Annotated in this window: 17 protein-coding genes and 1 pseudogene; 6 read left to right on the top strand and 12 right to left on the bottom strand. The window is 33.8% G+C overall.

All coding sequences use genetic code 11. From position 1 onward, the window contains the following. From ACECE_RS29770 to ACECE_RS0221675, 4 genes are all read right to left on the bottom strand, one after another. On the bottom strand, window positions 1-374 hold a 374-nt coding region (locus tag ACECE_RS29770; protein ID WP_010251047.1), incomplete at its 3' end, for a DUF6431 domain-containing protein. A gap of 618 nt (window positions 375-992) precedes the next feature. Beyond that, window positions 993-2,609, bottom strand: a complete 1,617-nt coding sequence (locus tag ACECE_RS0221685; RefSeq protein ID WP_235716011.1) for a DUF2326 domain-containing protein — start codon at window positions 2,607-2,609, stop codon at window positions 993-995. 95 nt (window positions 2,610-2,704) lie between these two features. Further along, window positions 2,705-2,932, bottom strand: a complete 228-nt coding sequence (locus ACECE_RS0221680; protein WP_010251043.1) for an ABC-three component system middle component 6 — start codon at window positions 2,930-2,932, stop codon at window positions 2,705-2,707. After that, window positions 2,919-3,899 (bottom strand): ABC-three component system protein, encoded by a 981-nt coding sequence (locus ACECE_RS0221675; RefSeq protein WP_010251041.1) that lies wholly within the window; start codon window positions 3,897-3,899, stop codon window positions 2,919-2,921. Before ACECE_RS0221675 ends, ACECE_RS0221680 begins: the two co-directional genes overlap by 14 nt. A gap of 441 nt (window positions 3,900-4,340) precedes the next feature. On the opposite strand from ACECE_RS0221675, the gene ACECE_RS0221670 reads away from it, so the two are divergent. Then, window positions 4,341-5,537: a hypothetical protein gene (locus tag ACECE_RS0221670; protein WP_010251040.1), complete on the top strand. Its 1,197-nt coding sequence runs from the start codon at window positions 4,341-4,343 to the stop codon at window positions 5,535-5,537. A 163-nt stretch (window positions 5,538-5,700) separates the two neighbouring features. On the opposite strand, the gene ACECE_RS0221665 is transcribed toward ACECE_RS0221670, so the two are convergent. The 3 genes from ACECE_RS0221665 to ACECE_RS0221655 are packed head-to-tail and all read right to left on the bottom strand — an operon-like array spanning window position 5,701 to window position 8,921. After that, entirely contained in the window at window positions 5,701-6,933 is a 1,233-nt protein-coding gene (locus tag ACECE_RS0221665; protein ID WP_010251038.1) for an LL-diaminopimelate aminotransferase, read from the bottom strand. Window positions 6,934-6,951: 18 nt separating this feature from the next. Next, on the bottom strand, window positions 6,952-8,220 hold the full coding sequence (locus ACECE_RS0221660; RefSeq protein WP_010251036.1) for a diaminopimelate decarboxylase: 1,269 nt from the start codon (window positions 8,218-8,220) through the stop codon (window positions 6,952-6,954). Next, complete coding sequence (locus ACECE_RS0221655; RefSeq protein ID WP_010251034.1) at window positions 8,217-8,921, bottom strand: TrmB family transcriptional regulator; 705 nt, start codon at window positions 8,919-8,921, stop codon at window positions 8,217-8,219. The genes ACECE_RS0221660 and ACECE_RS0221655 overlap by 4 nt, the downstream gene beginning before the upstream one ends. 320 nt (window positions 8,922-9,241) lie before the next feature. Here ACECE_RS0221655 and ACECE_RS0221650 point away from each other — a divergent pair, with 320 nt between their 5' ends. The 3 genes and pseudogenes from ACECE_RS0221650 to ACECE_RS0221640 all read left to right on the top strand — a co-directional run bounded on the left by ACECE_RS0221650 (window position 9,242) and on the right by ACECE_RS0221640 (window position 14,112). Then, on the top strand, window positions 9,242-11,827 hold the full coding sequence (locus ACECE_RS0221650; RefSeq protein WP_010251032.1) for a dockerin type I domain-containing protein: 2,586 nt from the start codon (window positions 9,242-9,244) through the stop codon (window positions 11,825-11,827). 350 nt (window positions 11,828-12,177) lie between these two features. After that, a pseudogene (locus ACECE_RS28535) lies at window positions 12,178-13,234 on the top strand (IS30 family transposase). A 380-nt stretch (window positions 13,235-13,614) separates the two neighbouring features. Next, window positions 13,615-14,112 (top strand): hypothetical protein, encoded by a 498-nt coding sequence (locus ACECE_RS0221640; RefSeq protein WP_010251030.1) that lies wholly within the window; start codon window positions 13,615-13,617, stop codon window positions 14,110-14,112. 544 nt (window positions 14,113-14,656) lie between these two features. Here ACECE_RS0221640 and ACECE_RS0221635 read toward each other — a convergent pair. The 5 genes from ACECE_RS0221635 to ACECE_RS32710 all read right to left on the bottom strand — a co-directional run bounded on the left by ACECE_RS0221635 (window position 14,657) and on the right by ACECE_RS32710 (window position 20,670). Beyond that, on the bottom strand, window positions 14,657-15,079 hold the full coding sequence (locus ACECE_RS0221635) for a beta/gamma crystallin-related protein (protein ID WP_235716010.1): 423 nt from the start codon (window positions 15,077-15,079) through the stop codon (window positions 14,657-14,659). Further along, window positions 15,057-15,887: an IS4 family transposase gene (locus ACECE_RS28530; RefSeq protein WP_010251026.1), complete on the bottom strand. Its 831-nt coding sequence runs from the start codon at window positions 15,885-15,887 to the stop codon at window positions 15,057-15,059. The genes ACECE_RS0221635 and ACECE_RS28530 overlap by 23 nt, the downstream gene beginning before the upstream one ends. Window positions 15,888-16,591: 704 nt before the next feature. After that, window positions 16,592-16,756, bottom strand: a complete 165-nt coding sequence (locus tag ACECE_RS32715; protein ID WP_205410214.1) for a hypothetical protein — start codon at window positions 16,754-16,756, stop codon at window positions 16,592-16,594. Then, entirely contained in the window at window positions 16,731-20,525 is a 3,795-nt protein-coding gene (locus ACECE_RS0221615; RefSeq protein WP_010251024.1) for a hypothetical protein, read from the bottom strand. The genes ACECE_RS32715 and ACECE_RS0221615 overlap by 26 nt, the downstream gene beginning before the upstream one ends. Beyond that, entirely contained in the window at window positions 20,497-20,670 is a 174-nt protein-coding gene (locus ACECE_RS32710) for a hypothetical protein (protein WP_162862618.1), read from the bottom strand. Before ACECE_RS32710 ends, ACECE_RS0221615 begins: the two co-directional genes overlap by 29 nt. Window positions 20,671-20,691: 21 nt before the next feature. On the opposite strand from ACECE_RS32710, the gene tnpA reads away from it, so the two are divergent. Both tnpA and tnpB read left to right on the top strand, forming a co-directional pair. Continuing rightward, window positions 20,692-21,012 carry an IS66 family insertion sequence element accessory protein TnpA gene (gene tnpA, locus ACECE_RS28525; RefSeq protein ID WP_010243567.1) on the top strand — a complete coding sequence of 107 codons (321 nt, stop codon included), beginning with the start codon at window positions 20,692-20,694 and terminating at the stop codon, window positions 21,010-21,012. Further along, window positions 21,006-21,358: IS66 family insertion sequence element accessory protein TnpB (tnpB, locus tag ACECE_RS28520; protein WP_010251020.1), on the top strand; the 353-nt coding region annotated here is incomplete at its 3' end. The genes tnpA and tnpB, both read left to right, overlap by 7 nt.

Here is a 21,358-nt window from a genome sequence, read left to right as displayed (position 1 = left end):
GCTTGACAACCTCGTTGTTTAAACTCTTTAAACCATCTTTTCACTGTTGAGATACTTGCTGTTGCCTCCACCTGTTCATATGTAGTTCCTTCCTCAACATCCCGGAGTACGAACTCAATATCTGCTGTAGAGTAATGCTTGTAGGGTCTGATAAAATCCGGAAGTATTGCATGAGTTTTACCACATCCAACACATATTACACGCTGAATTACTATCCATTCAATTTTATCATCTATATGTACATGTCTGTCGTAGCGATCATGAAATTCTGTATTATTACCACATACAGGGCAGAAGAACTTTGTTTTCTCCAGATACAACAAAAAATTTTTACGATAGTCCTTAACATTTCGGCCAATATATGCTATTATCATTTTACAGTGTGTTGGAACTTTGAGGTTAAATGGTGGTGCATTTAACGTAAAAACTCAAAGTTCTTTCCATATCCCTCCTAAAACTCTCTTCGGAAAGATATTAACATATCTGTAAACGGTCACGCAACCTGAGCAGTTCCATGACATTTAACTCGGGCAGAAACACTTTGATTTTCTTTCTCATCCTAATCATCCTTTCAAAATAATATAAAAATTAAATTGTAATAATAATACGAAAAAAATAAACTAAAATTTGGGGTTAATTAAAAAAATTTCAAGAATTTACTCAACAAAAAACTCGCCACTTTTCGACGAGTTTTAGAGGTTTTTTTTGACAGTGACGATTTTCCTGTTCTGTTGATACCTATCAGTCCAAGCTTCTCTCCATCATTTATACTGACTGATATCTCATAAACAATATCTTTTCACTGTAGCTTTTTGATATTTTCTCTGCTGATAAAACATTCATTCAAAAATCCCCTTGTTAGCTAAAATCGGTACATGATTATTAAATTCCATGTACCGATAATATATACTAATACCATTTGAATAGCCAGTAGTGTTAGAAACCCCACTCTATATGCTTAGGAATAATACAAAAACAACTTCAGCTATTCCTTAACTCTCAATCCTGAATAATTTCTCATACTGAGACAACCTTAAAACAATGTTTTCGTTTGAATTTAACTCTTCTGGAAGCTTATCCTTTAAAATAGATACAACCAATTGAATGTCTTTGTTTTTAATGAACTCAGAAACCTTTAATAACTGATTATCATGCATAAGCTCCTTCTTGTCATTTAATAAAAAATGCAGGCAAGATATTCCCTCTTCATCTGCAAACATCGTATAAGCCAAGTCAAAACATAATATTTCACCTTGCTTTTTCCCTGAACTCATATTTGCATTAAAAGAACTGAATTTAAATATTTGTTCTCCACTTTTTTTAACTGTTTTATCATACTTTAAAGCATATTTTTCCCCATATAACTCCTCGGAAATGGCAGAAAAATATCGATTGAATTTTTTAATTTGACTCATTAATTTGTCTTCAAATATATCTGTAAACAAGTCATCTTCTATTGCATCCAATTCTTCCTGGTACTTATCCAGATTTTCTTCTGCCTCCCTTATTTGAGAAAGTATACTTTCCATCTCCCCTTTTTCTCTATACTTTTCATTTAATTCTATTACAAATTGTTCAAATTCTTTAAAAGAATCTCCTTTTGTAACCCTTTGTGAAAACTCTTTTTCTTTTATTAATAGACTTTTTAACTTGAGTTTATTATCATTAATTTCTTCTTCTAATCTAGGTAAATCTTGGGCAATAAATCTTATCTTTTCAAGAAGCATATTGTTATGATAGCTAACCATATCTTCAAAAGTTTTCTGAATACCTTCGATATTGCTTTTTGCCTGATTGTAAATCAATCTTAGTTGATTTATATCTATATTGGAAACATTCTCTTCCAATTCTTTTTTAGCTTCTATTATTAAATCCTTGCGAATTTCCAACTTACTAACAATAGCACTACTTTTGTTTATTCCATATTTTATGTTATTTAGTTCCTGTATATCTTTCTCAAAATTTTCATTAATGTTTAAACTTGATTTTTTCTTATTTAATTTTTCTATATCCTCTTCTATCATCGAAAGAGCTATTTCATAAGCATTTTTTGTTTGAGTTTTTTCCAATCTTTCCTTGTAAACTTTTTCCTGCTTTATTTTCTTTGTAATTACCTGCTTCTGTGCACCTTTATCAAACGGACAGCCTAACAAAAATAAATACAATGTCTCATACTCTATATCAGTCGTAAAGTGATTTAATGTTTTCAAGGTGTTATTAATATTTTCATCCCTGTATCTAATATTATGCGAAATAATTTGTCTGAAAGTTGGCTTTTCTTCACCCTTATGTTCCGGAATAATCAATTCAAGTAATTTAGTTTCAAAATCCTTTTCAGCATATTGCTTTCCATTTATTCTTCTAATAGACTTATTTCCAGTTAGAAAGTTTCTCTCTACCAATATATCCCCAGTATCATTAATATGTAGACCCTCACCTAATAATAGTGTTACTAAAACATTATTATTTATTAGAAAATCCTTTACCAAAATATATTCTTCTTTTTTATTCTCTGTATCAGTGTAAATAGTTGTTTTATCCGCACCTAAGCAGAAATCAATCAATTTAAGTACTGTCGTTTTTCCAACATTATTTCCTGTCAATTGCACATCTGTAGTTGGCGTCTCATCAACAATTAGATTTATGCCCTGATGGAACTTTATTTCTCTTATAACCCCTTTAGCACCTGATATTATCAATCTCTTCAAGAACACAGTTCCACCTCCCCATCTTTGTTTATAAACGCAACATCTATCAAATAAAGCCAATCCAAACTTAGAACAAATGTTGAAAAAGACATATCATTAACTTTTTTAACTCTTTGATACAATTCCATTATGTTTTGTGATTGCTTGCTTTTAAGTTCCTTAATAACAATAGCCCCATTGTAATATATACTTAACTCCGGATTAATATTATCAGGTAATAACATAACTATACCCCTCTGGATTTCTAAAAATTTTGCACCGTATAAAAGCATCTACAACCACAATACTTACATACATCTCCAATTCTTCAAATGGAATCTCCACATAATTTCTACTACATTGTATAATCTCAACTACCCTTTCTATAACCTTCAAAAACACCTGATCTTCATTATACTTTTGTTCTGACACTAGAGTAACATAAATATTTTTAACTTTCTGGAATACAGATAAACTCTTATTTACACCCTGTTTATCGAATTCTCTATATTTTTCGTCCAACCTACCATAAAAAACTTTATAATCATTAATAGTATCTTTAACTGTTTTTAAGTTGTTAAACTCAATCTTTTTATCAATATTGAATTCATGCAGTTCAATCTTATTATCAATTTCGTCCAAACTTTCATTAGCTAATATATTTATAATTGTAGCAAGATTAGAATCAATTTTCACAATATCTGATTCTTCTCCCAATTCTTTCTTTATAAAATCAAAAACAATCTTTTGTTTATCTATAGTCATATTTAAAATAGTTCTTAAGATATCATTAATATCAATAATATCTCCTTCAGGCTCAAAAAAAATATTATGCTTATTATCAAACTTTTTATCTTTTAACTTTCCAGCATCATCTGTTATAAGCATAAATTTAATCCTGTAATTTAATTTGGAGTATTCTTGTAATGATTCTTTTATTAAGGTATTTTCAATTTTTTGTTTAGTACTAGTTGATGATACCTGCACTATTACCTTATTTACATCATCTCTTAAATCAATAGATTCAACATTCTGCTGTACAGAATTCATATTAATCAATTCATAGTTAAAAATCACGTTGAGTAAGTACGTAAAAAGGCTCTCTACATGTATATTTAAGTCATTTAGATTTAATTTTCCATTCTGTTTTATGTTGTACATTAATACCATCAATTTTTCACTTATGTAATTATAATAGATACCTCTTTTCATTATTATACCCCTTAATACCCCTTAATATCTCTTGTTTCCCCTTTTATTAATTTATAGTATCATAATCATATCTACTATTCAATCAAAATCACTACTCATTAACTCAACTTTCCCAAAGCATTTATTTTCACTTTGCCTATTGCAGTCAGGTTAGCATCACCACAGTAGAACCTATTTAGCATGTCAAATAATTTAGTAAAATGCGCTCAAATTAATTTGCTATTGCATATAGAATCATATCAATTTATGCTTTCTGTGGATTTTTGTAACATTTCTGGTTGTATGATAGGTGTAAATATAGTACAATTTTAGAGGCAAATTCTTATTAGTTTATCTCCAGCCAGCCGCTTCTATTACGAACTATATCTATGTACCGGATTGATGTAAAGGAAGTAAACTTTCTAGATTTGTATAAGTAAATAAAGGAGCAAAGTATAAGTCATGAAAAAGTTAATTCTCTTAATTTGTGTTTATATAGTTCTGACTATAATGGTAAGCTGCGAAAGCCAAAGTGTTACAAGCAATAAGTCTACACCCTCAATGCAAACTGAATTACAAGATGATATTAACCTAAAGAGTAGTATTAAGGATTTGCTGGCAAGCGAAAATCCAATCCTTAAAGTCAAGTGGCTAAATGGCGGGAGTTATGGTACAACTCAGTATTTTACGTCAAGGGTTATTGAAATGCTCAAAAGAAATGCAGCAATAGGCCCAGAAAGCACTGTTGGCAATACTTATGACCTTAAACTATGTTTTGATGGATATAAGGATATTTGTCTTAATACCAAAGATGGTCAGTTCTGGTTTGATAAAGATAACAAAGTGTATGGCATCGATTCTTGGACAAACTACTTTGACAGGTGCCTTTTAAAAGAAGTGAATGGCAAAACTCTTTACTGCTCTTTTGAAAAGAACCTACTTCAACAACACAGCTCTATGGACTTAGATGCCGATGGAGAGTGTGATGATGTTCAATTGTATTATGATGGAGATATAAGACTTAAGGTAAAAAATAATGATGTACCAGTAATGCTTGGAGTAGACCAAAATGCAATATCGAGTATTGTTCCATCCAATCAGTATACCTTTAATCTCCTAATTAAAGAAGATTCAGTAAAAAAACAATATGGGTTTTTAGTAGGCATAACTTATGAATTCACAAATAAATACGGATCTACTTCGTGGCTTTCATATTATAATTATAAAAATGAAGAATTAAAGAAAATCTGGTCATCCGATAGTGAACTACATAAAGAAATCACTGTAAAAGATTACAAAAGCAATACTCTGACAGTTAACATAGACGGCCGCAGCAATGATAACAAAATTATTCTAAACCAAGAACAAAAGGTGGCATTACAAAGTTATATTAATGATTGTAAAAACAATAATGAATCCTTTAGTTGGAAGGATATATGTTTTGAATCCCGCATAATACCTCAGTATACATTTTATGATTATGACAAAGATAGTGAAGATGAACTTATAACACGTATGGTTGTATTCGGTGGACCAAGTTTAGCCTTTGGAGATTCCCTCATATCAATCTATGAATTCAGCGCTGATCAAATAACTCTTAACGACTCCTTTTTCAGTAGTTATAACAGCTCGCTGGATAATATATTTTATGATGACTAAATAGCTTATATGTTTTTAATTATGATAAAATCGGTACATGGCATTCAATTCCATATACCGATTTTATGCAATAACCGTTCATAAATAGCATATCAGAAATAGCTCCAAACATTTGACCTACAGAGCTGTTTTTAGACTGGATATGGTGTTAAATCGCTTACTATCAGAAAACCAACTCTAAAGCTCCAAGCCTCTTCTTCATCTCACCTATTATATCCTTCTCTTCTTTTTCATCTTTGGCTTCAAATGTCACAGAAAACCTTAAATACGCACCCGCATCATCCCACGGAACTACTGAAACTAAAGCCTTTTCAATCAGATACTTTGCAACCTTACCGGCAGTTTCAAATACAACGCCATTTCCGGCACCTTTTGGGCATTTAACATAGCAATAGAACGTTCCCTTTGGCTTCTTTGCATCAAACCCTAAATCATTTAAAGCATCTACCAATAAGTCAAACCTCCTGGAATATTTCCTGCAAGTTTCTTCTGTAAGTTCAGGATGGTTCATAGCGTATATTCCTGCTTTCTGAATTGCCCTGAACTGCCCTGAATCAGTATTATCCTTAACAGTTCCATAGGCACTTATAACTTTACTGTTTCCAGCCACAAAAGCCATTCTCCACCCGGTCATATTAAAGGCTTTGGAAAGGGAATGAATCTCAACACCTACATTCATCGCGCCTTCAACCGATAAGAAACTCAAAGGCTTTTCTCCATCGTAAGTTAATGCTCCATAAGCTGTATCTGCAACAACGATTATTTGATGCCTATATGCAAAATCAATGACCTTTTTGTAAAACTCTTTTGTAGCTACCTGACCTGTCGGATTATTGGGATAATTGATATATAACAGTTTTGCCTTTGACAGTACATCTGTTGGAATCATATCAAGATCAGGATAAAAACTATTCTCTTCTCTTAGTGGAAGGTTATAAACCTCACCACCAAGGTATTTTGTCCATGTAGCAATAACCGGATAACCTGGTACAGTTGCGAGAGTCACATCTCCATGATTTATAAAACAAGATGGCAACAAAGCCAGAATAGGCTTTGATCCAATTCCATGCAATATATTTTTTGCCGGATCGATGTGATTTACACCATAAACCTTTTGTAAATACACAGCAGCAGCCTCATAAAACTCCTGGATTCCATTATCGGAATAGAACCTGTTTTCTGCCTTCCCGGCTTCTTTGGATAACACCTCAACCACTCCTGGATTTGCAGGCATATCCGGTTCGCCAACCCCCATATCGATTAATGCAATATCAGGGTTAAGCCTCCGGGCCTTTGCTTTAGCTTCTTTAATTACTGCAAATTTATAGGTCCCTGTATCCTTGCCAAAGCTCAATCCTCCAAGCCTTTCAGATATCTTATTTGCTATATAGTCCATACCGGTCACCCTTTCAACTTATAATTTTAGGACTTCATTAAATTGTCCATTAAAGTTCAACGTTGCAAAATAGTCAGCCGGCGTCTCTGCACGACGGATTAGTTCAACCCCTCCATCTTCCCTCAGGAGTAATTCTGCCGACCGCAGTTTTCCATTATAATTGTAGCCCATCGCAAAACCATGTGCGCCTGTATCATGTAAAACAATCAAATCCCCAATATCAATTTTAGGCAGCATACGGTCAATCGCAAACTTATCGTTATTCTCACACAAGCCTCCGGTTATGTCATACTTATGATCACAAGGCCTATTTTCTTTCCCCATCACAGTAATGTGATGGTATGCCCCATACATAGCCGGACGCATAAGGTTTGCTGCGCATGCGTCAAGTCCTATATATTCCTTATGTATATGCTTTTCGTGAATAGCTGTTGACACTAAGCAACCATAAGGTCCAAGCATAAACCTTCCCAACTCTGTATATATTGCAACATCACCCATTCCAGCCGGAACTAAGATTTCTTCAAATGCTTTTCTGATTTCTTCACCTATAGAATGGATGTCCACAGGCTGTTGTTCTGGACGATATGGAATTCCAACACCTCCCGAAAGGTTTATAAATGCAATATGTGCACCTGTTTCTTCTTTAAGCTCTACTGCTGTCTTAAAAAGTGTTCTTGCAAGAACAGGATAATACTCATTTGCTACGGTATTACTTGCCAAAAAGGCATGCATCCCAAAATGCTTGACACCTTTACTTATTAATTTCTTGTAGCCTTCCGTCATCTGTTCACGCGTAAAACCATATTTAGCATCCTTAGGAGTATCCATTATTTGATTATCGATAACAAAGTCCCCACCAGGATTAAAGCGGCAACTGATTGTTTCAGGAATGCCTGCTACCTTTTCAAGAAAATCAATATGTGTAAAATCATCAAGATTAATTGTAGAGTTTAGCTCTCTAGCAAGCATAAAATCCTCTTTAGGAGTTGCATTTGATGAAAACATTATTTCATCGCCGCTAAACCCTACAGCTTTAGACATTAAAAGTTCTGTAAAGGATGAACAGTCAGCACCACAGCCTTCCTCTTTCAGAACCTTTAGTATTGAAGGATTTGGCGTCGCCTTTACCGCAAAATATTCTTTAAATCCTTTGTTCCATGAAAATGCCTCCTTTAGCTTCCTGGCATTTTCGCGAATCCCTTTTTCGTCATATAAGTGAAATGGCGTTGGATATTCTTTCACTATTTCCTTCAATTGCTCCAAACTAACAAAAGTATTTTTCATAATTCGCTCTTTCCCTTCATAATTTCTATTATCTTAATTTCATTTTTAAGCGAGCTTTTCAATAGATCTATAAGGTTTTTCTTCTTGGAATACAAACATGTTGAATATTCTCCGTCATCTATATCTCCAGTCAAAACATTTGTTGAGTCTGCAATAAGTCTTATCTGCTGTTCTGATTTCTCTATGAAGTGTACAGTAGCACCTTCCAGGCAAACTTGTTCATTGGTAATCAGAACGACCTTGATACCTTTACCAATTGCATCCTTTATTTCGGATAAAAGCATCTCTAGAATTTGCTTTGACACCGACAGGTACACTCTTTCCTTTGCCTCAGATATCATATTTCTCATTTTATCAAGAATATGTTTCTGTCCCTTAATTGTTATATATCCTTCAATATCCTCTCTCTTTTGAGGAATGTTCCTAATCAAATCCTGTTTCGCTTCCTTAAGCTTTCTTATTTTATTATCGCAAAACTCTTCAACCGGAACAGGTGTATACCTGGTAGTTGAACCTTCTATAATAAACGCCCCGCCTTTTTCAACCAATGCTGCCAAAGATGTATATGTATTGGACCGCGAAATACCTGTTATTTTCGCGACTTCGTATCCATTCAAGTCTCCTTCTGAAAGTAAAACCTGATATATAGATGCTTCTTGTCTTGTAAGATTAAATTGTGTTAGCAGTTCTGTTATGTCCATATTTTCCCTCCGCACTTAGTGTTCCTGTTTAAGAAAACTATATACCAAATAAATACTTTTGTCAATATAACTTCATAAAAATGACAAAACGATAAACAATTCGGTGGAAACTCTTTATTTTAAAAATAAATTATTTTTAAAAACCGCAAACTCAGCAATAAAAGGATTTAAACGACATATTTAACTTAAAATTAAATTTAATTTTAAGTTTTAAAACGTGTCTTATGATAACCTACAGAAAATGAAAGCAGATTGAATGTGCTCATTTTTAAGTATGAAGTTTAGCAATCAAATTAATCTTTTTGAGAGGAGATATTATTATGAAAAAGGGTAAACGCTATGTTAAAAAAGTACTTCTTGGATTGTGCAGTTCAGCAGTAGTGTTATCATCAGCAGGTATAACAGGATTTGCATCTGAACAGCCATATTCGGATGGAATCAAATTTAATTCACTTGGACTTGAAAGAGTAAATGCAGCGAGGCAAAATGCAAATCTTCCTCCGCTTAGTACGAGCTTAAGTGTGCCTTTTGGCCAGGAAATCAGTAATGCCTCCAGTGATGGAGTTCAATCACAAATACTTCCAAGCATAGTAGACAACAGCGAATTAGATGCATTCCCTCCTATTGGAAATCAAGGAATTGGCACATGTGCTTCATTTGCTACAACATACTATCAGTTTACACATATGTATGCTATGCAAAAGGGGTGGAATGTAAAAGATACTTGCGATTATACAAAAATATTTTCGCCTAAATTAACTTATAATATGATAAGTGGAAGTAGAGGTGCCACTGAAGGAAGTGATGCTTCTACAGCATTAGCGTTTATGAAAAGTCAAGGTGCACTGCCATGGAGCGATTTCCCATATGAAGGGTATGAAACAGATCCAAACTTTACCTACGAACTGCCCACAACTTCTGACCTTTGGAAGAAGTCTATGAATTACAAAGTTGATAAATATGGTTTTTTGGATTTTAGCGACGGAACAGATACTCCTATTTCAAATGAGAATGATCCCGATTTAATTCCAATAAAAAAATTACTAACCAATGGATATGTACTTACTTTTAAGTTTGATCCCAATGGTTTGGTACAAACCGGAACATACACAGGTCCCATAAATTATAAGTGCCAAGGCAACTCAAATACAGGTCATATAGCAACTATTGTGGGTTATGATGATACTAAATGGTTTGATATAAATATGGATAATATTAAAGATGATGGAGAAAAAGGTGCCTTCAAAATTGCAAATTCAGGTGGAACAAGTGTTGATGGCGGCTATCTCTGGATAGCATATGACGCTCTAAATAAAGTATCACCTATACCCGGTATTAATAATTCCAACAGAGTACCTGCTTTTTGGGAAAATCAAGTATTATGGTGTACAACTAAAGAAAATTATACCCCTAAACTAATGGCAGAATTTACTTTAAACCATAGCCAAAAAAGTCAATTAAGCATTAAACTTGGTTACTCTACTACAAATGATTCAAATATAACTTTTGTCAAGGAAGATAAAACTTTTGTAGGTGATTGTGCTTTTGATGGTTCCAGCAGTACTACATGTGATGCAACAATTGATTTGGATCTTACAGACTTTATTGATATAAAAACTTTAGATAAAAATCTTATATGGCATCTTATTGTGACTGACAGCAAAGGCGATGGAGTAAAAGGTAAAATATCCGGCTTTAAATTAATTGACAATGTAGCAGGTAAGGAAATATTACCAAGTGAACAATCGTTCCCCCTATACGTTGATGGAGGTTCAGCTCAAATATCTATTCCATACACCAGACAGGCTTCACAAACAGCACCTTGGAGTATTTATAAGAGTATGACACAGGGTAGACCATATGCAGCATATACATCGTTTAACGATAATTTATTTGTTATCGGCGGATTAGTTTATGGAAATCAAGCGCCTGAGTTTACAAACCAAGTTGATATGTTGAATTTACAGACCAATACATGGACAAATGGAACTTTAGCTGACGAGCTTGAAGATCCAAAAGCATTTGTGATTAATAATAAATTATATGCTGTTGGTAAAGTATATGAAGATGGTACTAATAAAGTTGCTGTAAATGAGTATAACTCCGAAAATGGTATATGGAGCCGTAATAATGCAACAAGCTTAATGGGCAGTTTCGAGAGTTGTACTGCTGCTGCTGGCAAAATATACTTTATGTCCCAATCATCACTAGTTGAATATAACCCTGATTTAAATGTGTTTACACCTAAAAAAGATTATACAGGACCTTTCGCAACAACATGCTTGAATAACTATGAATTAGCATCAGCTAACAACAAAGTTTATGTATTTGGTGGCTGTACTTATGCAAACAAAAGTTACAACTATCTAAATTCATTATGGGAATATGACCCATCCAATGATTCATGGATTGAGAGAACGAATGGTACGCCTTATTTACTTACCAATACTACTCCCGTATCTATAGATAATAAAATCTATTTTTCTGTAAAAGACAGGTATTCAACTAAATCCCGTACAGGGGAATTTGATTCATATATGCTTGAATTTGATCCTGCTCAGGATAGTTGGACCAAAAAGGACTATATTTTACCGGGCGTAGAATATAATTGTTTAGATATTGGAGCTATTGAAGATAAAATGCTATTTGTTTACAATTATAATGTGGTAGAGCCAGCTGATCCTAAATTGTATGTAATGTATGATCCAAAAGGGTTTGTTCTTGGTGACGTTAATGGCGATAAAGTTTTTGATTCGGGGGATTATACACTAATGCGGAGATACTTACTGCACATAATTTCTAGTTTCCCTTCAATTAATGGAATGGAAGCAGGAGATATGAACGATGATTCTAAAGTCGATTCAGCTGATTATACACTAATGCGAAAAAAACTATTGGGCTCATAATTACCGGTGGATGATCTGAAAATTTAAGAACTATACCAAGGAAGCAGTTGGACTACTTAAAGTGCAACTGCTTCCTTTTTATATAAATTCAACTTGTTTATTATAACTATAAAGTAAAAGAGAGAACAAAAAACTGAACTTATGTTTGTTTTTGTACATTTGATATAATAGATATTGATTTAAATGTTAACTGGTAAATATCATTTGGAAAATTGCGAAGTATAAAACAGGTACAGGAATTTAGGGTAAGTTGTAAAATAAAGTGACGGAAGAAGCAAAAAATTGAGACTCATGGTAAAATCCATTGTATAATGTTTAGCAACCACGAAAAACAAACAAAGGAGAAAACCATGAGCCAGATTAATAATACCGCAAAAACAAAAAAATATAAACACCTAAAAGCAAGAGAAAGATATAGTATTGAAATATTGTTAAAAGAGGGATTAAAACCTTATGAAATAGCACAGCGCATGCAAAGAGGTATCAGAACAATAGAAAGAGAAATATCGAGGGGAAAGATAAAGCTTGTGAACTCTGATTTGACTTACAGAGAAGAATATTGTGCAGATGTAGGGCAACGAATATATTATGAGAATGCAAGGAACAAAGGACCTGGATTAAAGATAGGTAAAGACCACAAATTAGTCAAACACATAGAAAAAAAGATTGTAAAAGAAAAGTATTCCCCAGATGCAGTGATAGGAGAGATAGAAGCGAAAGGCTTAGAGTTTGAGACCCAAATATGTACAAAGACAGTATATAACTATATAGATCGAGGAGATGTGTTCTTAAACCTTACAAATATAGATCTTCCAGTGAAAAAAGCTGGCAAAAAGAGAGACTATAAGAAAATAAAGATACCGCATAAAAATCTTAAAGGAACAAGCATTGAAGAAAAGGCCTACAGAGATTGATAAGCGCGAGGAATATGGACATTGGGAAATGGACTGTGTTGTTGGAAAACGTGAAGGGAAAGGTGCAGTATTACTGGTTTTAAGTGAGAGAAGTATACGCGAGGAAATAATAATCAAAATGCCATCAAAGACACAAGAATCAGTAGTAGCAGCACTAGATTGTTTGGAGAAGAAATATGGTAAATCATTTAAGGATAAATTCAAAACAATAACAGTGGATAATGGTAGTGAATTTCTTGATTATGAAGGCATAGAACGGTCTGTGAGGGCTGGAAAAGATAAAAGGGTGAAACTATATTATGCACATCCATATAGCTCCTGGGAAAGAGGCACAAACGAAAATACAAACAAGCTAATACGCCGATTTATACCAAAAGGAACAGATATAGGGAGAATAAGTAAAAAGACGATAAAATGGATAGAAACATGGATAAATAACTATCCAAGACGAATATTAGCATATAAGTCTGCAATTGATATGGCTGCAAGTTAAAACCTTGGGACTCTGTCCCAAGCCCTGTCCTCGCCAGAAGGCAGCCGGTCTGTCATAACAGACCGGGAACAAAAGGATGATAGTGCAATGGATGTAAAGGGTCTCCGGCTTTGCCTACGATGAACGAGCTATGCTCGCCCTTGACATCCCGAACAATAGTGCCAATAGTTTGCATTATACAAGTTTACCAAAATTTTACCGTCACTTTAACTTGCAATTTATAGTACAGGAATTTAGATACAAAAACCTTTGAAGAAGATATAAAAGTTTGATACAATGGTACATCGCTAGGTATTTAACTTCGTAGCTATGAAACAAATATTATGCGGAATTCAGATAGTCTTGGAGAAGCATTCGTTCCAAAATGAGGAGGCGAATTAATGAAAAAGCGTAAAATTATTATAATTATTGCAAGTGTTTTTATATTGAGTTGTATCACTATATACTTGTATATTGTACAAAAGACGGTAGATACAAAATATGCAACAGGATTTTCAGAAGTGTTGAAAACAGGCGACATTAGTGTAGTCGATAAATATTTTGATCAAAATACAGTAATTATTTGTGCTAATAAAAGCGGAAGTTATAAGGAATTGAGAAAAAATATAATAAAGATGTTTCAAGATAATAGGAAATTTACAATAACAACATATGGACATGGAGATGACAAGTTTACAAATAGTATTCAAAGAGTTGGAATTACTGCTGTTATAACAGATGAACTTCAAGAAAAGAAGTGGGGAGATTTCCCCTTATCTATAGAAATAGAAAAATTCGGTGTATATGGTTTTAAAATTAAAACTGTTGAATTTGAAAACGAGTTTCTTGAAGAATTGTTTTTTGGTTCCACGGTATCAACTCATCTTATAGTTTCTTGATAAGAAGTTTATCGGATACTTTTTCCGAATAATATACGCCTGATTCAAGTTAGTGGATAAATGTTTCTATGAAGCTGCTCACTAAGTGGAATCCCGGGCAAACAAATTCTTTCCCATTTTTCGAAGGGCTGGCAAAGCCATTTTTAAGAATCTATGTAGTGGCTTTTAAACCCTAATTTCTTTGTTTATCCTAGCAATAAAAAGGGCAAGATGGTATAATGTCAATTTCCTCCAATAGATTACTGGTGTACTATAAGTCACAGCCATTTATTATGTGGTCTTTGAATTTTAAACCAGAGGCTGGGATTAAACCAGCACTCCCTCCAGGTTGGAAGCAAATTTCGGCATTTCATAGGATGGGAAAGCAAATACAATCCGAATAAGAATTGTTAACAAGTACTCAAACTCACCTATATACTAGTCTGATCGACAAGCATATAACATAAGGTGAGAACCCTAATCCGTAATATTATGGTGTTAGCATAAAAAAACTAAATAAGGGATCTCACCGTTAATTTTTTAAATCTGTTTTTTTATAAGGATTTTACATTCCATACTTTGTAATTTCAACCGAAGATATAGTATCATTCCATCCAATTCTATCCAAGTTGTATTCACTTATCATAAAAAATCTGCTATTTCCTTCCCAGTTGTTATGTTCATATACTGTAACGAAATAACCTGGGGTAAGTGCAATTGAAGAAATATCATCATTTTTTATCCCTGCTGCTATAAGCTGATCTACTGTATATTTACCTACATCTAGAACGACAGGATTTTTAATGTAGTTTGTATCTGTGTAGAATGTAACCCCATCTTTTGCAGATCCTCCATAATAAACTACTATCGAAGAAATGGTATCATTGCATCCATAATCATTCAAATTAGAAACACTGTTAGAAAATGTCCAGACGTTGCCTTCAAAATTATCGTGTTGATATACTTCAACACAATAACCTGCTGGAATAGCAATTAAGGTTCATCCATTCACCTTGGTAGAGATAGTGTATCTTTGAGCTACGTTTTAACATGCAAATGACATCAAGATTACGTTTTACAACCTCTGCAATCAATTTGGGGAAGGCAAACCAACTGTCAAACAGGAGATACTTTGCTGGTAATCCTTTTACGGAATTCAGAAGATTGAGTAGTGTTTCGGTAGATTTTGTGGTTGCCTCAATCCTCTTTTTATAACCAGCAGAGCGCTTATCCACTTTGGTATCAGCAGGACACAATATTTTTTTCTCTTGCCTTGAACTCAAAAGGGAAAAGGCAACAGGGAGAAATGTAGTTCCGTCTGACCAGCCAATGGTGAGCATTTTAAAACCTTTAATGAATTTACGAGATGTGTGGTCAAATACTCGTGATAGAAGTTCAACTTTTTTGCTACGACTTCGGTCATACAAAGAATCATCCACAATGAGTACTGTTGCTCTATCTTCAGAGGTTAACCGATTAATAACTTCGATTATGTGTGTAGTCAGCAGCAATAGTAGTCTACTCCAATTATAGGTACTGGAGTTAAGGAATCGATATGCAGTATTTTTCTTAAAGGAAAGATCGCAGGGATTCATTTTCAAGGTACGGAACAAGTTCTTTCCGGAGAAAACTAATCCAAATATTTCCTCAAGTACTACAACACACTGTATACCGCCTTCTTTATAGAAGTTGGACTTCTTCAAAAGCTTGCTGATTGAAAACTCAGCAAAAAAAGTATTGATTTTGGAAGAAATAGCATATTCAGCGTTTGAATTATCTGTTATAACAGCATTCATAAAAGTTCCTCTTTTCATTGGTATTAGAGGGTGCTTTTGTGAAGAGAAAAATTGGTTTGCAGAAATATTTGATACGCTATTTTGAAACTGCCTAGAATTAATGTGCAGAAAAATTGCTTCCTAAGATGTTCTACAGTGTAGTAAAGCTGTATTATTATTGGTAAAACAAGGTTGAAAAACTGAATTAGCAAATGGAAAAAGATATAAGGTTTTACGAAGAAATTACTTTTATTAGAGGTAAAATTATGGACTATCTCCTTCAGTTATTTAAATTTAAAAATCTTCACCAATTATTTCTCTATGCAATTTACAAAGCAAAATAATTCAGTAGGCTACAGATTCAAAAACAAATACTTGACCGTTATGTATGTTTATCCTGTTTTAGCCCAATGCTTCCCCTTATCGGGGATCTTTGTGAATCATTCCCAGCAACTCAAGCATAGATCTTTATGCCTAGAAAACGCCATTTCCTTTATTGACATCCAATATTCACGCTTTACCTCTCGATCAAAAGCTTTGTAAAACACTGTATCAAGATCGGCCACCGAAATAAAGTTCATTCCACCAATATATAATGGTTAATATACTGCTGTAGCGACTGTCTCATGTTGAGCTACAAATCCGTTCCAGATTCTATCCACAAGATTGGTGTCCAAGCCTACGATTCCTGACAACAGTATTATCCCAGCCATTTCATTACCTCATCAAGTAGTCTTCTTTTGTTGTTCAAATTCAAGGTCTTTAATCAAATTATTCATTAACTGGTTATTGTGCTCACTTAAAAAAAGGATATCCACGGGCACAAAATCCGTCATAAAGGTTTTTAAAGTATTTATCAAAGTATCAATATATACCAATACTTTCCTCATCTTCTTTTTGCCTTTCCTTTTCAATGCTTACCCTTAGATCCCCTATAATTCTTTTTGCCCAATCCCGTACCTTTAAATTAGTATGCGTTATTAGCTCATTTAATACATTAATTTGTTGTTCATAAAAAGGAATGACTGAACCTGACCACGAAGAAGGCCCCAAGTTTCTATATATGTTTATCAAAACGTTTTCGTTATTTCCATATTTATCTATTAGATACTGTATCACAGGGTGAAAACTATTTCCATCACCATTTTTAATTATAATCGGTATTAACATACAAATTATTTGTGGGGCTTTGTCCACATTTTCGTCACACCAATTCATTAAAAATTCATTTGATAATATATGCATAACACCTTGATAATTGCCTTTGAAGTCAGTATCTACACCAAATAAAGATGTTATATGAATCCTCATTATTGGATCTTCAGTTAATAAAGCGTCACTAAATATTTTCCATATATCATTTCTATAATTTGTTAATAGCATCGCTATTATTGGTTTTATGTCATGATTCAAAGTGTATTCATAATTTCTTGATACACATGCTTCAATTATGTTGTTTGCAATGTTTTTTGCAAATATGATATCATGTTCTGAATTTCCTAGAAGCTTTAATACAGTTGTTCCCCATTGATGACTATCCATATTTGAATAAGAATGCAAATGGCTTATTAAGCCTGGTGCACTTACTATTTTCTTTAGTTGATCGGTACATAATGTGTATTTTTGTTCCTCATTATAACAATACATATACAATATACTTAGGGCAACTAGATAACCTTCTGGCCCATATTTTAATATATTATCAGAAAACCAAATAACAACTTGCAGGGATAAATGAGACAATACTCTCCCATACGAAAAGGAACGTAGATATTTTATGTGAATTTTCTCGTTATCAACTAAAAGTAACAGCCTTTCTAAATCTCTTTTTTCCGGTTTAATAAGCGTAGTTACATCAATTAAATGAATAAGTAATTCATCGTCTTGTGCAATCCTTTCTAATGTCTCAAATACAATAGTTTGATACTTATCTTTTATTGAAAACAAATATCCTGCTAAAACAATAGCGTTAGGATTAGTTACTTCTTTTAATGCACATAAACATTTATCAATAAAAATCCTATGATTTTCTATTAGTTGACCTATAGTATAACCGAAAATATATCCTTTTCTTTGTTCACCACTAAATACTATATTTATATGTTCATATAATTCTGGCATTTTCTGAATACACGCTTTAGCAAATTCAATAGCTTCAATTTCAGAAATGTCAATATATTTTCCATTTTCATCTTTGACGTTATCCCATGATGGAATACTAATAACCAACTTTAATTTGTCAGCAAAAGTTCTTGGTTTAAATAGTTCTAGCCATTCCATTAAACGCTTTTGTCCTATTTCAGGAATTTTGGGTCCATCGTACTCAATAACATCTTGAATAGCTTCAAGTGCTCCTGGCCATAAATAATTAAGTTTATCACCGACAAGTTTTAGTGAATGGTCAAGCTCATCAATCAACCCATATTGAACAAGGCTTCTTATTCCTTCCGCAATTTCTACCTGAGCTAGATTTGCTAGTTCATCACTACCAGTTGCAATTTGGGTTAGATAATCTAGTCCTTTTCTCCAATAATCAAACACCTCTTCCCATGTATTAGGTTTCCATTCATCTTGGGGAGCCCTGCTTCCCTGGATTTCAGCACCAACCATTCTGCTAAAATGATGACCTCTAATAACATGTCCTAAAGCTTCTACCGCAATAGTGCGATATTCTAATTTGCCTATATTTAATGCGTACTCAATAATTTCAATTCTCATAATAGGAGGTGCTTGCGTTCCTGATAGAAACACATGGAATAGTTGCAAGAACTGGTTGGTAGCATTATTTCCCCAGGTCTCATTTTCAGCAACTGCAAGATCAAGTAAAAAGCGTGCTGCACTAATAAAAGTATCTTGCCAAAAACATAGTTTTTCAAGAGCCCATACTAAATTGCGTCTACCAGGACCTACTTTTAACAAATCTTCTATTGATGAACCTTTAAAAGCATTTGTAAGTGCATTAACTGTTGTTTGAGGATCCACATCTACAAGGGAGCGGAAGAGTCTGGAACCCTCTTCTGAATTGAGTACTTCCGCTTGGCCAAAAGGGGCTCTTTCTCCGCAAAGCTCTTTAGTTAGTTCTTGGGCTTCTTTAAGAAAATGTAACTTAGACATTTGATCACATAAAGCCTCAGACATACCGCTAGGCATATCTTCAAGAACAAGTTGTTTTGCACGCTCAGGTGAACACTTTTTCCACCAATTGGCAGCTAATCTAATAGCTAAAGGCCTTGGTATTACACGTACATACCTTCCTCTTTTATCCAAAATACCATTTAAAATAAATTTTTGGGCAATTTCATAAAACTTATCACTATCCATTCTACATACTTTTTCTGCTACAAACTTGCGTTGTTCACTCACCTCATCATAAAAACCTATATGTTCAAAAATTGCACAAGCTTCTATTACTTTTAATGAATCTTCATCTTCTCTATTTCTGCCCCAAAGTAACTTTCGAGCTAGCTCATCGTCTTCTAGGTTTCCTATGCTTGTTTGTTCATTTAAACGTGCATTTGCAATTAAAACCGCCATAAGAGGAAAACCTTGTGCAAATTCTACAATTCTGCTAATATCTTCACTTGGAAGACCTTGATATGCTTGCGTAATTAATTTTCTTATTACCTCATCCGATGCCGGTTTTAGTTCTATTATAGGATAGTCAGCTTGTAATCTTTCAGGAGTATAATCAAGAGTAAGTATACTTAATAAACTTTCAGGATGTTCAACTTCTCTTACTAATTTTTTATGTAATTCAAGTTCACAGTTATCAATAACAATTATTCCTTTTAACTTTTGATTTCTCCAATTAGTTATTATTCCAGATAAACATTGATTAGTACTTGATGCATCTATATATACTACTTGACTACTTATAATATATTGATATCGATCCTCTTGGCTGTTTTGAGGAGGGCGAAATGTCTCGAGAGCCAGTCTTGTCTTACCTAGACCTGATAATCCAACAATTCGTGCCACTCTTCTTGGTGCAGCAAAATGACGCCTTAATTGATCAATATGAGACTTTAGCACATCATCAACCTCATATTCCAATAAGTTTTCTTTGTACCTTTCCCATTGCGACCATGTTTGTATTCCAACAGGAATATTCCTTCCAACAAATTCACGCACTTCAATTATTGCAGGAATGTACTGATTAACCCAAATTGCCAGCTTGTTTGAATCATATATCCTAATACTGGCACTGTCCGCATATGACTTTCCAGCACTTCTTATACCTTCTCTAAAGCCAGCAATTCTATCTTGTTCCATCCTTGTATTACATGAGTAATTATAGAATAAAACATAACTACCTTCATTTTCTAGAACCTCTTCTACCATTGGTTTTAAACTCACAGTTTGTCCATCGTCTATACATATTTCTTTTTTGCAATCTTTCCGTGCAATACTGGTCGCTTTACATTGAAATAATGTAAAGCGACCAGGAAGCCAATTTGTTGAAGTAATACCACTCTCCCACTTAATCCTTGCATCTTCCCCTCCGTCAGGGACATTTATTTCCAGTGAACCAGACACACAAGAAGAAGGAATGTTAAATTTATCTGCTTCTAAATGCAACAACCGCAATAAGAGTTTTGTTAGTTGTATATCATTTAGTCTTTCAATATCCTCATGAGTAATTTCTAACAAATCTGGCATATACTTTACCTCCACTTAATACAACTATACCCGAAAATATAGTTTGCTGTTTTTTTGTAAATATTAAATATTCTGTAAGTGCTTCAAAACATACCGTAGTGTAATTAACAACTACTTCTGTTATGCTTTCTGATATAAAACTCATGAAGTCAGGAGGCATTTTAAAATGGCACAAAGAAAATCCGAGACAATATGGAAGCAGACAATTTTAGATTGTAAAGCCAGTGGCTTATCTGCTAGGCAATGGTGTGAAAAAAATAATATAAAATTGTCAACCTACAAATATTGGCTTACAAGACTCAATAAGCAAAAGAACTCAGCAACAGATATATGCTGGGCAGAAATGAAAATTCCAGAAGAAGTGATAAGGCATCCGGGTTCTGCTTCCATCACAATACGGTATGACAATTTTGTATTGGATATACACGAAAAGACTGATCTTCAGTTGCTAGCAACAGTGTTAAAAGCACTGCGTTCAATATGTTAGGCGGATTTACCCAGGGAGCTGAACATATCTACATAGCCTGTAATTCCACAGATTTTCGGAAGCAGATTGATGGATTGGTGGCGATTGTGAATCTACAGTTTAAACTCGATCCATTTTCAGACAGCTGCGCTTTCATCTTCTGCAATAAAAGAAAAACAGCTATTAAAGTTTTGAGATATGATAAAAATGGGTTTATCCTTGCCAGCAAGAAGCTTTTGGAAGGAATGAAGTTTCAATGGCCCAAGAGCCCGTCGGAAGTAAAAGAGATTACATTACAGCAGATGGAATGGCTCTTTCAGGGACTTAATATAGAACAGAAAAAGGCACATTATTCTGTTGAAATGAG

The sequence above is a fragment of the Acetivibrio cellulolyticus CD2 genome (assembly GCF_000179595.2).
Classification (GTDB): domain Bacteria; phylum Bacillota; class Clostridia; order Acetivibrionales; family Acetivibrionaceae; genus Acetivibrio; species Acetivibrio cellulolyticus.
The sequence above is the reverse complement of the archived record's forward strand: the minus strand, read 5'-3'. Positions and strand labels throughout refer to the sequence as shown.

Excerpts from the sequence above, each read along its gene's own strand:
- ACECE_RS0221680 (WP_010251043.1), bottom strand. The coding sequence starts at position 2,932 with ATGTTATTACCTGATAATATTAATCCGGAGTTAAGTATATATTACAAT.
- ACECE_RS0221675 (WP_010251041.1), bottom strand. The coding sequence starts at position 3,899 with ATGAAAAGAGGTATCTATTATAATTACATAAGTGAAAAATTGATGGTA.
- ACECE_RS0221670 (WP_010251040.1), top strand. The coding sequence starts at position 4,341 with ATGAAAAAGTTAATTCTCTTAATTTGTGTTTATATAGTTCTGACTATA.
- ACECE_RS0221665 (WP_010251038.1), bottom strand. The coding sequence starts at position 6,933 with ATGGACTATATAGCAAATAAGATATCTGAAAGGCTTGGAGGATTGAGC.
- ACECE_RS0221660 (WP_010251036.1), bottom strand. The coding sequence starts at position 8,220 with ATGAAAAATACTTTTGTTAGTTTGGAGCAATTGAAGGAAATAGTGAAA.
- ACECE_RS0221655 (WP_010251034.1), bottom strand. The coding sequence starts at position 8,921 with ATGGACATAACAGAACTGCTAACACAATTTAATCTTACAAGACAAGAA.
- ACECE_RS0221650 (WP_010251032.1), top strand. The coding sequence starts at position 9,242 with ATGAAAAAGGGTAAACGCTATGTTAAAAAAGTACTTCTTGGATTGTGC.
- ACECE_RS0221640 (WP_010251030.1), top strand. The coding sequence starts at position 13,615 with ATGAAAAAGCGTAAAATTATTATAATTATTGCAAGTGTTTTTATATTG.
- ACECE_RS28530 (WP_010251026.1), bottom strand. The coding sequence starts at position 15,887 with ATGAATGCTGTTATAACAGATAATTCAAACGCTGAATATGCTATTTCT.
- ACECE_RS32715 (WP_205410214.1), bottom strand. The coding sequence starts at position 16,756 with ATGAGGAAAGTATTGGTATATATTGATACTTTGATAAATACTTTAAAA.
- ACECE_RS0221615 (WP_010251024.1), bottom strand. The coding sequence starts at position 20,525 with ATGCCAGATTTGTTAGAAATTACTCATGAGGATATTGAAAGACTAAAT.
- ACECE_RS32710 (WP_162862618.1), bottom strand. The coding sequence starts at position 20,670 with ATGAGTTTTATATCAGAAAGCATAACAGAAGTAGTTGTTAATTACACT.
- tnpA (WP_010243567.1), top strand. The coding sequence starts at position 20,692 with ATGGCACAAAGAAAATCCGAGACAATATGGAAGCAGACAATTTTAGAT.